At 65.2% G+C, this 12761-nt stretch carries 15 protein-coding genes; 5 read left to right on the forward strand and 10 right to left on the reverse strand.

Annotated elements, in window-relative coordinates:
* Window position 1: 1 nt before the first annotated feature.
* The 4 genes from AC5RWO_RS04065 to AC5RWO_RS04080 all read right to left on the reverse strand — a co-directional run bounded on the left by AC5RWO_RS04065 (window position 2) and on the right by AC5RWO_RS04080 (window position 3426).
* On the reverse strand, window positions 2-499 hold the full coding sequence (locus AC5RWO_RS04065) for a DUF456 domain-containing protein (RefSeq protein ID WP_074700665.1): 498 nt from the start codon (window positions 497-499) through the stop codon (window positions 2-4).
* Window positions 500-508: 9 nt separating this feature from the next.
* Window positions 509-1075: a DedA family protein gene (locus AC5RWO_RS04070; protein WP_498729595.1), complete on the reverse strand. Its 567-nt coding sequence runs from the start codon at window positions 1073-1075 to the stop codon at window positions 509-511.
* Window positions 1076-1198: 123 nt separating this feature from the next.
* Window positions 1199-2467: an MFS transporter gene (locus tag AC5RWO_RS04075; protein ID WP_498730081.1), complete on the reverse strand. Its 1269-nt coding sequence runs from the start codon at window positions 2465-2467 to the stop codon at window positions 1199-1201.
* 152 nt (window positions 2468-2619) lie between these two features.
* Window positions 2620-3426, reverse strand: a complete 807-nt coding sequence (locus AC5RWO_RS04080) for an SGNH/GDSL hydrolase family protein (RefSeq protein WP_498729596.1) — start codon at window positions 3424-3426, stop codon at window positions 2620-2622.
* A gap of 88 nt (window positions 3427-3514) precedes the next feature.
* Between AC5RWO_RS04080 and AC5RWO_RS04085 the strand changes: the two genes are divergently transcribed.
* Complete coding sequence (locus AC5RWO_RS04085) at window positions 3515-4375, forward strand: SDR family oxidoreductase (RefSeq protein ID WP_498729597.1); 861 nt, start codon at window positions 3515-3517, stop codon at window positions 4373-4375.
* A 21-nt stretch (window positions 4376-4396) separates the two neighbouring features.
* Here AC5RWO_RS04085 and AC5RWO_RS04090 read toward each other — a convergent pair whose 3' ends face one another.
* Window positions 4397-5242, reverse strand: a complete 846-nt coding sequence (locus tag AC5RWO_RS04090) for an HpcH/HpaI aldolase/citrate lyase family protein (protein WP_498729598.1) — start codon at window positions 5240-5242, stop codon at window positions 4397-4399.
* 139 nt (window positions 5243-5381) lie between these two features.
* Here AC5RWO_RS04090 and AC5RWO_RS04095 point away from each other — a divergent pair, with 139 nt between their 5' ends.
* The 3 genes from AC5RWO_RS04095 to AC5RWO_RS04105 all read left to right on the forward strand — a co-directional run bounded on the left by AC5RWO_RS04095 (window position 5382) and on the right by AC5RWO_RS04105 (window position 7432).
* The gene (locus AC5RWO_RS04095; protein ID WP_498729599.1) at window positions 5382-5756 is read left to right on the forward strand and encodes a helix-turn-helix domain-containing protein; all 375 of its coding nucleotides are present in this window, start codon (window positions 5382-5384) and stop codon (window positions 5754-5756) included.
* A 120-nt stretch (window positions 5757-5876) separates the two neighbouring features.
* Window positions 5877-6437: an NAD(P)H-dependent oxidoreductase gene (locus AC5RWO_RS04100; RefSeq protein ID WP_498729601.1), complete on the forward strand. Its 561-nt coding sequence runs from the start codon at window positions 5877-5879 to the stop codon at window positions 6435-6437.
* A gap of 161 nt (window positions 6438-6598) precedes the next feature.
* Window positions 6599-7432, forward strand: a complete 834-nt coding sequence (locus AC5RWO_RS04105) for an aldo/keto reductase (protein WP_498729603.1) — start codon at window positions 6599-6601, stop codon at window positions 7430-7432.
* A gap of 68 nt (window positions 7433-7500) precedes the next feature.
* On the opposite strand, the gene AC5RWO_RS04110 is transcribed toward AC5RWO_RS04105, so the two are convergent.
* From AC5RWO_RS04110 to AC5RWO_RS04130, 5 genes are all read right to left on the reverse strand, one after another.
* Window positions 7501-8496 carry an ABC transporter substrate-binding protein gene (locus AC5RWO_RS04110; RefSeq protein ID WP_498729605.1) on the reverse strand — a complete coding sequence of 332 codons (996 nt, stop codon included), beginning with the start codon at window positions 8494-8496 and terminating at the stop codon, window positions 7501-7503.
* A gap of 64 nt (window positions 8497-8560) precedes the next feature.
* Window positions 8561-9016 carry a MaoC family dehydratase gene (locus AC5RWO_RS04115; protein ID WP_074700654.1) on the reverse strand — a complete coding sequence of 152 codons (456 nt, stop codon included), beginning with the start codon at window positions 9014-9016 and terminating at the stop codon, window positions 8561-8563.
* Between the two features lie 43 nt (window positions 9017-9059).
* Window positions 9060-10268 (reverse strand): acyl-CoA dehydrogenase family protein, encoded by a 1209-nt coding sequence (locus AC5RWO_RS04120; protein ID WP_498729606.1) that lies wholly within the window; start codon window positions 10266-10268, stop codon window positions 9060-9062.
* Window positions 10265-11170, reverse strand: a complete 906-nt coding sequence (locus AC5RWO_RS04125; protein WP_498729608.1) for an amidohydrolase family protein — start codon at window positions 11168-11170, stop codon at window positions 10265-10267. The genes AC5RWO_RS04120 and AC5RWO_RS04125 overlap by 4 nt, the downstream gene beginning before the upstream one ends.
* 2 nt (window positions 11171-11172) lie before the next feature.
* A complete protein-coding gene (locus AC5RWO_RS04130) occupies window positions 11173-12108 on the reverse strand; it encodes an SDR family NAD(P)-dependent oxidoreductase (protein ID WP_498729610.1) in 936 nt (311 codons plus the stop codon).
* 124 nt (window positions 12109-12232) lie between these two features.
* Between AC5RWO_RS04130 and AC5RWO_RS04135 the strand changes: the two genes are divergently transcribed.
* Complete coding sequence (locus AC5RWO_RS04135) at window positions 12233-12721, forward strand: MarR family winged helix-turn-helix transcriptional regulator (RefSeq protein WP_498729612.1); 489 nt, start codon at window positions 12233-12235, stop codon at window positions 12719-12721.
* Window positions 12722-12761 lie beyond the last annotated feature (40 nt).

Here is a 12761-nt window from a genome sequence, read left to right on the forward strand (position 1 = left end):
GTCAGAAGAAGAAGTGCAGGATCACGCCGATGCTCCAGATGCTGCCGGCCGCGAAGGCGCAGCCCAGCTCTATCAGGATGCCGATTCCCATCGCTTTCAACGCAACCGCACTCGAGTGCAACGCGGGACGGAGTTCCCGCTGGCGCAGGTACTCGCTGAGCAGCAGGCCTACCGTAAAGCCGACAAACAGGCCCACCACGGGGATGACGAACATTCCCACCAAGCCAACCACCACGCCGACCACAATGGAGCGGTTGGGGATCTGGCGGCCCTTCAGCCGTTTGCCGGTCAGGACGGCGCTGGCCAGCATGCCGGCAACCACCAGCACTGCGCCCAAGCCGAAGACCACCCAGCCCACCGTGTTCTGCAGGACCAACGCCCAAATGAGCAGGCTGACGCCGATGGTGATGGCACCGGGCAGCACGGGAACAATAATTCCGGCAACGCCGACGGCGATGAGCAGGCCGCAAACGAGCGTGACGATGATCTGGGCTTCCATAGCCCCAGCCTATGCGGAATGGTCCGTGTGGTCCGGTGGCGCCGCACTGAATGTCGGATCGGACGTGCCTTCGGCGGGCTCCGCCGTCGTTAGTTTTTCCGGTTGCGGGTTCTGCCGCTTGCCACGGTTCCTGCGCCAGATCAGGAGGCCCAGAACACCCAGCAGCACCACCACAATAACGACGGCGGCGATCGGGGACGCGAGGACCAGCGCCACCCAGGCGGCGATCGCTGCCATCCCCACGGTGGCGTAGACGATGGCCCAGAGGAGACTGCCCAGCACGACGGCGGGCAGGAACCGGATCATGCGCATCCTCGCGATACCGGCGCTGCTGACCACCGCGGTCTGGATGCCGACCGTGAGGAAGCACAGCGTGACCGCGAAGGGTCCGAAAGTGTTCATGAACCGCTCGGCGCGCTTCATGACGGTGCCGTTCAAGTGCCGCTCGAACCGCGTATGGCGGCCGCCGGCGGCGATTCCGCGGCCGATCCAGTAGGTGGCATTGGCACGCATCATGGCGACGCAGAACAATGCCAGAATCGCCCAGCCCAACGGAAGGTCGAGGAAAATATCCACAAGCTTCCTTTCGACGCCGCCGTCCTGACACCTAAATTCTACAGGCCGTAGAAACAATGGGGGAACGGGGTCCCCACACCGCGCAACGGCCGGTTCCACCCGGATTATTCCGTTACTGCACGCCTACTGCACGCCCTTGATCTTCACCACGAACACCGCACCGAGCAGGCCCACCACCGCGGCGAGCACAAACAGCGCGGTGTAGCCGCCCAGATACAGCACCACGGGGGCCGCCACGAGCGGGGCGAAAACCTGCGGCAGCGAGTTCGCCACGTTGATCACGCCCAAGTCCTTGCCCCGGTCCGCCGCGCTGGGCAGCACCTGGGTCAGCAGGGCGAAGTCGACCGCCAGGAACATCCCGAATCCGGCGCCGAGTACCGCCGCCGCCACGAGCGCCATCGGCCAGCTGGGCCAGAACGCCACCAGGAGGGACGCCGTCGCAATGGTCACCGCGGAAGCGATGACAAACGGCTTCCGGCGGCCCAGCCGGTCACTCCACGGTCCGCCGATGACGGCGGTGATCATCACCATCACCGCGTAGACGCCCGTCAGGAGCAGCACGCCGGCGGCCGGATCGGTGTGGCCCACTGCGTCCTGCAGGAAGAAGAACAGGTAGAGCGTGAAGAGGTTGTTGCCCAGGTTGACCAGGAACCTCGTCAGCCAGGCCCAGCCGAAGTCGGGGTACTTGGCCGGGGAGATGTAGAAGCTCTTCAGGAACCGACCCCACACAAACGGCGGGCGGAGGGCCGGATCCAGCGGGATGTCCCGGCCCTTGACCAGGAACGCGATGATGCTCACGGCCAGGAACACCGCGCAGTAGATGTAGCCTAGGACAAAGCCGCCGGCGAGATTGGCCAGCACCACGCCGAAGACGATGCCCACGGTCTGGCCCATCGCGGCCAGGCCGCCCACCTGTCCGCGCTGCAGCGTGGGCACCTTGTCCGGAATGGTCGCGGTCACCGCGGCATAGGCACCGTTGCAGCCGGCCTGGACCAGGCACCAGCCGATCACCATAACGGCGATGTTCGGCGCCCCGGAGAGCATGAGCAAGGCGGCGAAGGCCAGGATGGTCCCGCCGAGCACCCACGGGACGCGGCGGCCCAGCCGCGAGGTAGTGCGGTCGCTCAGCGCCCCGGCGATCGGGTTGGCCACCAGCGATACGGCCGCGCCGAACCCGGTGGCCAGCGCCAGCACGGCTTCCTTGTTGGCGGCGTCGAAACTTTGCGACTGCTGGGCCAGCAGCACCTGCAGCGAGGCGAAGAGGACCGCGTTGATGCCGAGGTTGGTCAGCAGGACGGCGGTGATCCAGCCCGGTCCAACCTTGCGGGTGGGTTCGCTGTAAACGTCCGGGGCCGCGGGAAAGGCCTGCCCGGTCTCGCCCGGATCCTGGATTGCCACCTCTTGCTGCGCCCCTTACTGCCCGGCCAACTGCGTGATGAAGCCCGCCCCGATCGTGGCCACCATGGCCACAACGACGAGCCAGACGAAGGGTGTTTTGAATCTGCGCATAGTCTTCATGATGGAACCAGTTTAGGCCCCAGGGGTCAGCCGACCGGCGCGCGGCCGGATTGTTTAGCGAGCTTCTTCAGCCCCACCGAAACCTGCACCGGCTCCGGCCAGCGCGGCGGCAGGTTGTCCCCCAGCGTGACGCCTTTGAGCTTGCGCCCGAACATCGGCACCACCCAGTCCCGCAACCAGGCCCGCTCCGCCCGAGCCAGCTCCCGCCAGCCCGCGCGTTCCAGCGGTTCCAGTTGCTTGAGCTTGAGGGTGTGCCGCACGCCGAGCGCCGAAAGCACCTGCGCGGCCATGTATTTGTGCCCCACCGGGGACATGTGCAGTTTGTCGGTGTCCCACATCCGCGGGTCCTGGTAGATCTCGAACGCCCAGTGGTCCACCAGCAGCGCATCGTACCGGCCGGCAATCTCGCGCACCGCCTCGTTGTACAGCCAGTTGCGGCGCCGCATCGGTTCGAGCACCGGCGGCAGCATCACGTCGAACCCGGTGAACAGCAGGAGCTGCGCGCCCGTGGAGGCCAGCCGCGCCACGGCATTTTCGTACTGCTGCAGCAGGGCGTCCATGTCCTTGCGCAGTTCCAGGATGTCGTTGCCGCCGGCATAAAAGGAAACCAGCGTCGGCTTCATCGCCACGGCGGGCTCGATCTGGTCCGCCACGATCTGGTGCAGCCGCTTGCTCCGCACCGCGAGGTTGGCATAGCGGAACTCCGGGTCCTGCTTGCCCAACTGCTTCGCCACCCGGTCCGCCCAGCCGCGCACCCCGTTGGGGAACTTGGCGTTGCGGTCCCCCACACCCTCCGTGAAACTATCCCCGAGCGCTACAAATAGACCTGCCACCCGCTTCACGCTAGCCGCGCGCGGCAACGGCCGGGCAAACACCGGATGAACTTCCGCGCCCCGAGGCGGAGCGGAATATGCTGTACCCATGAGCGCTCAATCCAGTCCCGTGTCTGCCGCCGAAACCGCCATCACCGGAGCCACCGGCTCCCTGGGCAGCATGGTTGCCCGGCTGCTCTCCGAGGCGAGGCTGCCGACACGGCTGATTGTGCGTGACGAAGCCAAGGCTCCGAAACTTCAAGGAACGACGACGGCGCAGGCCGACTTTGGCGACAAGGCCGCCTCGCGCCGTGCTTTGGAAGGCATCAAGACGCTCTTGATGGTTTCCGCCTCGGAATCCGAGGACCGCCTTGAGCAGCACCAGACGTTCATCGACGCCGCCGTCGAGGCGGGCGTGGAGCACATCATCTACACCTCGTTCTTCGGCGCCGGACCGGAAGCCACCTTCACCCTGGCCCGGACCCACTACGCCACCGAGCAGAAACTGCGGGAAACGGGCTGCAAGCACACGCTGCTGCGGAACAACTTCTACGCCGACATCCTGCCGCACTTTGCCGACGAGAACGGCGTCATCCGCGGCCCGGCCGACGACGGCAAGGCCGGCTTCGTGGCCCGGGAGGATGTTGCCCGCGCCGCGGCGGCGATCCTGCAGCAGCCCATGGCACACGCCGGCTTCGCGTACGAGCTGACCGGACCGGAATCAATCAATCTGACCGAAGCGGCAGCCATCATCGCCGACGCTACGGGACGGCCGACGTCGTTCCTCAATGAAACGGTGGAAGAAGCGTACGCCTCCCGGGCGCACTACGGCGCGCCGGACTGGCAGCTGGATGCGTGGGTGAGCACCTACACGGCGATCGCCAACGGCGAGCTGGACAAGACGACCAACGACGTCGAACTGCTCACCGGCCGTCCGCCGCTCAGCCTCCGGGACCTGCTGACCCAGTAGGTCCCGGACGCCCCGAAAACCTTACGCGTTCCAGAGTCCGTACGAGTCGGCCAGCGACGAGATCTTTTCGGCGCGGGCCAGTCGCGGCAGGTAGGAGCCGTCGCCCACCACGGCCCCGGCGGCATGCGCTTCCAGAAGCTCGTGTGCCCAGCGGATTTCGGACTCACTCGGCGAAAGCGACTTATTGATGGTGTCCGCGGCTTCCAGCAGCAGGCACAGCTTGCCGGTCATGCCCATGGACGCAGTGACCTTGCAGGCCTGCTTCAGGTCATCGCCCAGCGCGCCCACGGTGGGGCCGTCGATCGGGCCGGGCAGCTGCCCCACGCGGGACGCGACCACCAGCCGGGAGCGCGCGTAGGCGAGTGCCATCGGATCGTCGCTGGCACCGGTGTCCTTGCGGAAGTCGCCCACTCCGAAAGCCAGGCGGAAGGTGCCCGGAGCGCGCGCAATGTCCGTGGCGTTCTCAATGCCGATGGCCGACTCGATGAGCGCGAGCACCGGTGTGCCGGCCTGCAGCCGCATGGCGGTATGGGTGACCTGGTCCGGCCGCTCGGTCATGGCCAGCATGACGCCGCGGAGCCCCGGCGCCTTGGACAGCGCCGCCAGGTCATCGGCCCAGTACTCGGTGTCGATGCCGTTGACGCGCACCCAGGCCGTCATGCCGGTGGACAGCGCTTCCACCACGCGTTCGCGCGCTTCAGCCTTGCCCGGGGCCGGCACTGCGTCTTCCATGTCGAAGATCACCGAGTCGGCTTCCGACGCCAGCGCTGGAGCGAAATTGGCTTCATCAGCGGCCGAGGCGAGGAGCCAGGAACGGGAAAGTTTTGCAGGCAGTGCTGCGGCGCGGCTGTTTCTGAACGTGGGCATACCTAGAGCCTACTTAACGCAGGCGCAACCGGCTAACTTCTTGGGTGAAGAATGCGGCCAACATCACGCGGTTCACGCGCTTTGTGCGCCTACGGCCCGGCGCCCCGTCTGTGCAGCAGCTGTGGCTTAAGGTGTGACTATGGCGCAGTTGAAACCCCGCACCACCGACGCTTTGTCCGACGCCGAGACCAAGCGGCTGGCCCGGGCCTTGGCGGACAGCGATGATGTAACCGTTTTCGTCAACGGCACCACGGTGAAGCTTCCCGCACAGGCGCGCGACGCCGTCGTCGATGTTTTGCAGCGCTTTGCCCAGGGCGACGCGGTCATGGTCAGTTCGGCCGAGGACCTGCTCAATACCTCGCAGGCGGCCGAAGTTGCCGGCGTTTCGCTCACCTACATGCGGCGGTTGACCGATGCCGGGACCATCCCGGTGGAATACCGCGGCACGCACCGGCGCATAAGGCTGCGCGATGTGCTCGTCTGGCTCGAAACCCGCGAACAAAAGCACGGCTGAGCGAACGGGCTCCCAGCCTGCCGTGAGCGGAAACACAGGGCAAAACGGCCGGTATGGGGAATGGTTGCGGGGAAGTACGTGGTTACCGATGGTGCACGTACTACTTTGCTAGGAGATTTCATGAGCATCAAGGTCCTGACCCTCGTCGGCAGCCTTCGCAATGGTTCCATCAACCGCCAGCTGGCCGAAGCCGCTGCAACGGTTGCCCCGGAAGGTACCGACGTACGGATCTACGACGGCCTCGAAAACATCCCGTTCTATAACGAGGACCTGGACGTTGAAGGCTCTGTTCCGGCAGCAGCCGAGGCACTGCGCGAGGCCGCCAAGGAGTCCGACGCCGTGCTGCTGGTCTCCCCCGAATACAACGGCACCACCCCGGCCGTGCTGAACAACGCCATCGACTGGCTGTCCCGCCCCTTCGGCGCCGGCGCGCTGAACGGCATGCCGGCCGCCGTCATCGGCACCTCGCCCTCCCCCTACGGTGCGCAGTGGGCGCACGACGACGCCCGCAAGGCACTGGGCATCGCCCAGGCCAAGGTGCTCGAGGACGCCAAGCTTTCCATCGGCGCCCGCTTCGAGGTCTTCGCCACGACCCACCCCAAGGACCACGCCGAATCGGCCGCCGAGATCGCCGGTGTCGTCTCCGCCCTGGCCGGCGCGGTGGAACTGGTCAACGCGTAAGCATCTTCTCCAGGCACTGAGCGGAGAGCGGTTGTTAACTGGCACCAGCCAGGGCAGCGGCTCTCCGCTTTTGCCTTCCGGGTTCAACCCGAGCGCGGGAGCCCTTAGGCTGAGGGTCTGGCAATACCACCGATGCTTCAGAAACGATCACAGGAGGTCCCGTGAGCGTAGAACTTGCTCCGATCATTGAGCTGCGGAACGGCGCCAAGCTGCCGTTTCTTGGCCTTGGCACCTGGCCCATGGACAACGCGGAAACAGCCGATGCCGTGGAGGCTGCGCTGAAAATCGGTTACCGGATGATCGATACCGCCGAGAACTACGGCAATGAACAAGGAGTCGGCGAAGGCCTGCGGCGCAGCGGGCTGGACCGCAGCGAGGTCTTCCTGACCAGCAAGTTCAACAAGGAATGGCACAGCTACGACGGCGTTGAGCAGGCCTTCGAGGCCAGCGCCCGCCGGCTGGGCGTCGAGTACATCGACCTGCTGCTCATCCACTGGCCCAATCCCGCCCAGGACCGATACGTCGATGCCTTTGCGGGCATGACAAAGCTGCTGTCGGACGGCCGGGTCCGGGCCATCGGCACCTCCAACTTCAAACCGGCCCATCTGCAGCACCTCTTCGATTCGGGCCTGGTGCCTGAGGTCAACCAGATTCAGCTGGATCCGCGGCACACCCGGCAGGACATCGTCGCCATCCACCAGGAACGCGGCATCGCTACCCAGGCCTGGAGCCCCATCGGCCGCGGCGGCGAGCTGCTCAAGGAGCCGGTCATTACCGAGCTGGCCGAAAAGTACCAGAAGACGCCGGCCCAGATCGTGCTGCGCTGGCACACCCTGCTGGGGCACGTCGTCATCCCGAAGTCGTCGAATCCGCAGCGGCTGGCAGAGAACTTCAGCATCTTCGACTTCGTCCTCACCGGTGACGAGTTGCGCCGGATCAGCGCCCTGGACACCGGCGACGACGAAATTCTCGACGCCGACAGGTTCGGCCACTAGGCTGCCGGGCACACAGATGGGCGGCTCCCGTGCAGGGAACCGCCCATCTGTTGGACATGTGCCGGCTGTTATTGCACGGTCATGGCAGCCACGTCGGGCGTGCTGTCCACGTACTCGTACTTGACCATCAGCTCGCCCATATCGTTGAGCACTTCGGTGCGGACTTCGCCGTCGAACTCTTCCATCTTCAGGTTCTTGGCGACCTCCTCCGGCATGCCCATGAACTCCGGCAGGACCGCGCGGACGCCGTCGGTGTCGGCCTCTGCGGCGGTCAATGTTTCGGTCACCGCCGCCTTGAAGTCCGCCACAATCTCCGGGTTCTGCTCGGCATAGCTGCCGCTGGTGAAGGTCACCATGGTCGGCAGGCCCGGCAGCGTCTTCTGGTTCGGATAGCCCAGCAGCTTGTAGTTGTCATTGGACAGCGCCCGTGACTGGAACGGCTCCGGCACCCAGATGGCGTCCACGTTGCCGCGTTCCAGCTGTGCTTCCATGTCCGGGAACGGCATTTCGCTGAAGTTCAGCTTGGATGGATCCGCACCGTCCATCGCGGCCGATTCCATGATGGTCAGGTCGCCCTGGGTCTTGAGCGTGTTGACCGCGGTGGTCTTGCCGGCCAGGTCGGCAAAGTCCTCGATGCCCGAGTCAGCCTTGACGATGACTGCGTTGTTGTCCTCGCCCTCGGCCCGCGAGTTGCTGTAGCCGGAGACGATCTTCATGTCCAGGCCCTTGTTCGCGGCGGTCATGACTGAGAGCGGGTTGCCCACCGCAAAGTTCATGGTCCCGGTGGAAACGGCCGGCAGCATGGCCGCACCGCCCTGCCCTGTCTGCAGTTCCAGTTCGAGGCCGTGCTTCTCGAAGATGCCCTCCTCGATGCCGTACTGCATCGCGCCCGACGGGGCGATCGAAAGCACGCCGACCGTGATCTTGGTGAGGTCACCGCTGGCGGCGCCGGTCTCGCCGGCAGCGCCGCCACCGGTGCCGGATGGAGAGCCTGAGCCACAGCCGGTCAGGGCAAGGGCGATGATGGCGCCGCCGGCAAGAACTTTGGAGAAATGCCTTTTCATAACGAGCCTCTTCCTTGAGGTGGGTGTTGACTTCGCCCGGACGCTGACTTGTCCTGGCGCGGGGTTAGGCGTAGAACCGGGCGAGGAATTCCGCGACGACGGCGGGACGTTCTTCGCCTTCGATCTCGATGGTGTTGCTGGTCTTGATCTGCACGCCGCCCTTGACCTCGGTGACTTCGGCGATGACGGAGTGCAGGCGGACCTTGGCACCGACCTTGACCGGGTTGGTGAAGCGGACACGGTCCAGTCCGTAGTTGACCTTGGTCTTGACTCCTTCGACGTCGAACAGTTCGCTCCACAGCGGGATGATGAGCGACAGGCTGAGGAAGCCGTGCGCGATCGGGGCGCCGAAGGGACCGTCCTTGGCCTTCTCCGGGTCGGTGTGGATCCACTGGTGGTCGTTCGTGGCGTCGGCGAAGGTGTTGATCTGGTCCTGGGTGATCTCAAGGTAATCGGTGTAGCCGAGGTCCTTGCCGACCAGCCCGGACAGTTCTTCGAAAGTCACAACGAGGTTGCTCATAAGATGCTCCTGAAAGGTAGATGTTGAGGGTATTGACGAATATTTAGCGGAAGGCGCCCTTGCCCGTGATGGCCCGCCCGACGATCAGCGCATTGATCTCATGCGTGCCTTCGTAGGAATAGACGGCTTCTGCATCCGCGTGGAAACGTGCGACGTCGGTATCCAACGTGATCCCGTTGCCGCCGACCACTTCGCGGGCCAGGGCGACGGTTTCGCGCATCCGGGCGCAGCAGAACATCTTGGCCAGCGCGGAGTTCTCATCCGCGTAGATGCCCTGTTCCTGCTGCTGGGTCAGCCGCACCACCATGCCAAGGGAAGCGGTGACGTTGCCCAGCATCGTGGCCAGCTTCTCCTGGACCAGCTGGAAGCTACCGAGGCTCTTGCCGAACTGCTGGCGCTGCTTCACATACCGGACCGCCGCCTCATAGGCCCCGGCCTGCAGGCCCGCAGCAATCCACGCCACGTCCGAGCGCATGTTCCGCAGCATGGCGGCGACGTCGGCAAAGGAGTTGACGTTCTGCAACCGGGCGGATTCCGGCACGGTCACATCGCGGAAGTCGATATCGGCGTTCTGCATCAGGCGCAGCGAGGTCTTCCGGTGGATCTTGGAGATGGCCACGCCCGGCGCGTCGGTCGGAACGAGGAAAGCCTTGACCTGCTGGTCCGCCTCGTCCCGGGCGAAAACCGCCAGCACGTCGGCGGAGGCCGCTCCCCCGATCCAGCGCTTGGCGCCGTTGATGGTCCAGGTGTCCCCGTCCCTCCGGGCACTGGTTTCCAGCCCGCCGGCGATGTCCGAACCGTGGTCCGGCTCGGTCAGCGCGAAGACGCCCTTGTAGTCAAAGGAGCGGATCTTCGGGTCCAGTTCCGCCGCCTGCTCGGCGCTGCCGCCAAGATTGACAGCGGTCCGGAACAGGCCGGACTGGGCATTGTAGAACGTCGCCACGGAGGCATCAGTGCGGGCCAGTTCAAAGTTCCGGAAGCCCACATAGAGCCCGCTGGCGACGGCGCCGCCGTCCGGCTGCGAGGGTTCCATCAGGTTCAGATCGAACAGCGGCTGCGCAATCTGGTAGGGAAACTCTCCGGCCTCCCAGTAGTCGGCCAGCAGCGGATGGACCTGCTCGTCCAGCACCTTGCGCAGCCGCCCCAGCACCGCCAGTTCGTTCTCGGTAAGCAGGGACGAGAAGCCGTACTGATCCGAGGGGTAAAAGCGTCCCGCCGCGGCTCCGGTCCGTACATCTGCGGCCACACTCATGCCTTTCTCCCAGCCTTGAGGCCCAGCAGCTTCACGGCGTTGGCCTTCAGGATCTTCGGTCTGACCTCGTCCTTCAGCGGCAGGTCAGCGAACGCGCTGAGCCATTTCTGCGGGGTAATCAGCGGGTAGTCGGTGCCGAACAGGACCTTATCCTGCAGCACCGAGTTGGACATCTTGACCAGCGACTCCGGGAAGTACTTCGGAGACCAGCCGGAGAGGTCGATGAACACGTTTGCCTTGTGCGTGGCAATCGAATTCGCCTCATCCTGCCAGGGCACCGAGGGGTGTGCCATGATGAGCTGGAACTCGGGGAAGTCCGCGGCGACGGCGTCGAGCAGCAGCGGGTTGGAGTACGCCAGCTTGATGCCGTAGCCGCCGGGCAGTCCAGCGCCCATGCCGTTCTGGCCGGTGTGGAAGATTGCCGGCAGACCGATTTCCTGCAGCGCCTCCCAGAGCGGGTAGTACTGCTCATTGCTCGGGTCGAAGCCCTGCAGGCTGGGGTGGAACTTGAAGCCGCGCACCCCGTAGTCGCCGGCCAGCCGCTTGGCCCGGTCGATCGCGTCCGCACCGGTCAGCGGGTCGACGGAGCCGAACGGGATCAGCACGTCGTTGTTCCGCGCCGCGCCCTCGACAATGTCCTCGATGCTGTTGGGTTCGCGCTTGAGCTTGGTCCGGGCGTCTACGGTGAAGACGACGGCCGCCATGTTCAGCGCCCGGTAGGTTTCCGCGATGCTGTCCAGGGACGGCGTACGTTCCTCGGCCTTGAAGTACTTGCTCGACGCGTCATTCAGCGCCGGAGGCAGGGACACGTGGCCGCAGTTGTCGATCTCTACGTGCACGTGCATGTCGACCGCTTCAATCGCCCCGGCGTCGATCCCGAGTTCGTATGCCGTCGCCGCCATGTTTACTTCGCTCCCGCAGCCTCGGGCTGCAGCTCGGCGGGCAGTTCCGGGAACTCCTCGCCCACGCCCTGCAGCCGCTCGCCGAAGAGATCATCGAACCGCTCGACCAGTTCCTCGTAGCTCCAGCCGCCGTCCTTGTACTCGGTGGCCACGGCCTCCGGGTGCGACCACAGCTGCAGCCGGTCGCCGCCGACACCGATCGCCTGGCCGGTCACCTTGGCGGCGGCCTCGGAGGCGAGGAAGGCCACCAGGCCGGCAACGTCGTCGGCCGTTCCAAAGCCCAGGTCCTTGCGGAAGAAGTCCGGCATGGCCTCGCCTCGCTCGTCGGCCTCCACCGCCTTCTGAAAGAACGGCACGGTCTTGGTCATCGCCGTCGCCGCTACCGGGATGATGGCGTTGGCGGTGACGCCGGCCTTCTTCATTTCCAGCGCCCAGGTGCGCACCATGCCGACAACGCCGGCCTTCGCGGCGGCGTAGTTGGTCTGGCCGAAGTTGCCGCGCTGCCCGGTCGGGGACCCGATGGTGATGATGCGTCCGGCAACGTTGTTTTCCTTGAAGTAGGCGTAGGCCTCGCGGACGCAGGTGAAGGTCCCGCGCAGGTGCACGTTGATGACCAGGTCGAAGTCCTCGTCGGTCATCTTCAGCAGGGACTTATCCCGCAGCACGCCGGCGTTGGTGACCAGGATGTCCAGCCCGCCGAAGGACTCGACGGCGGTCTTGACCAACTGCTGGGCGGTCTCGGTGGAACCAACGGGAGCGACAACGGCTACAGCCTTGCCGCCGGCACCGGTGATGCTCTCGACGGCCTCGCGGGCCACCTGCTCGTCAACATCATTAATAACGACGGCGGCACCCTGGCGGGCGAGCTCCTGAGCATAGGCGAGACCCAGTCCGCGTCCGCTGCCGGTAACAATGGCTACTTTTCCTGCCAGTGACATTTAAAGCTCCTTCGCTTCCACCGGCCTCAGGCCGGTGTTTTGGGGTTATCCTGAACTAATATCAATGACAACGTATATCATTGAAAAAGTCAACAGTATTGAACCAATCAACGGATGAGGAACGATGTCCGCACAAACTACGACCAGGGGCAACGACGCCGACCTGGCCGAGAACGCAAACGGGGCCCAGCGTCTCCACACCACCGAACTGGCCAACGAGATCGAGTTCCTCACGGCGCGCGCCCGGTCCCTGGGGTCAGGACGGGCCAACAACATGCTCGCGGAGCTGGACCTGAAGGTCCGTTCCTATTCGGTCCTCTCCCTCGCGTGCAGTGGCGAGAATCCTTCACAGCGCGAACTCGCGGACTTCCTGAGCCTGGATCCCAGCCAGATCGTCGCCCTGGTGGACCAGCTGGAGCAGCGCGGCGCCGTCACCCGCGAAACGGACCCGCGCGACCGGCGCTCCAAGGTCATTGTGGCCACCACAGCGGGCCGGAACCTCTACAAGCGGGCCGAGGCGATTATCCGCCGCGCGGAGGACCAGTCCCTGTCAGCGTTGACGCTGCAAGAACGCGAAGCCCTTCGCGATCTGCTCAAGCGCATCGCGTTCTAGACACTTCGACCTCGGAAAGCGCCGACCTCCCCGCAGGGGA

It is taken from the genome of Arthrobacter sp. B055-34 (assembly GCF_059090425.1).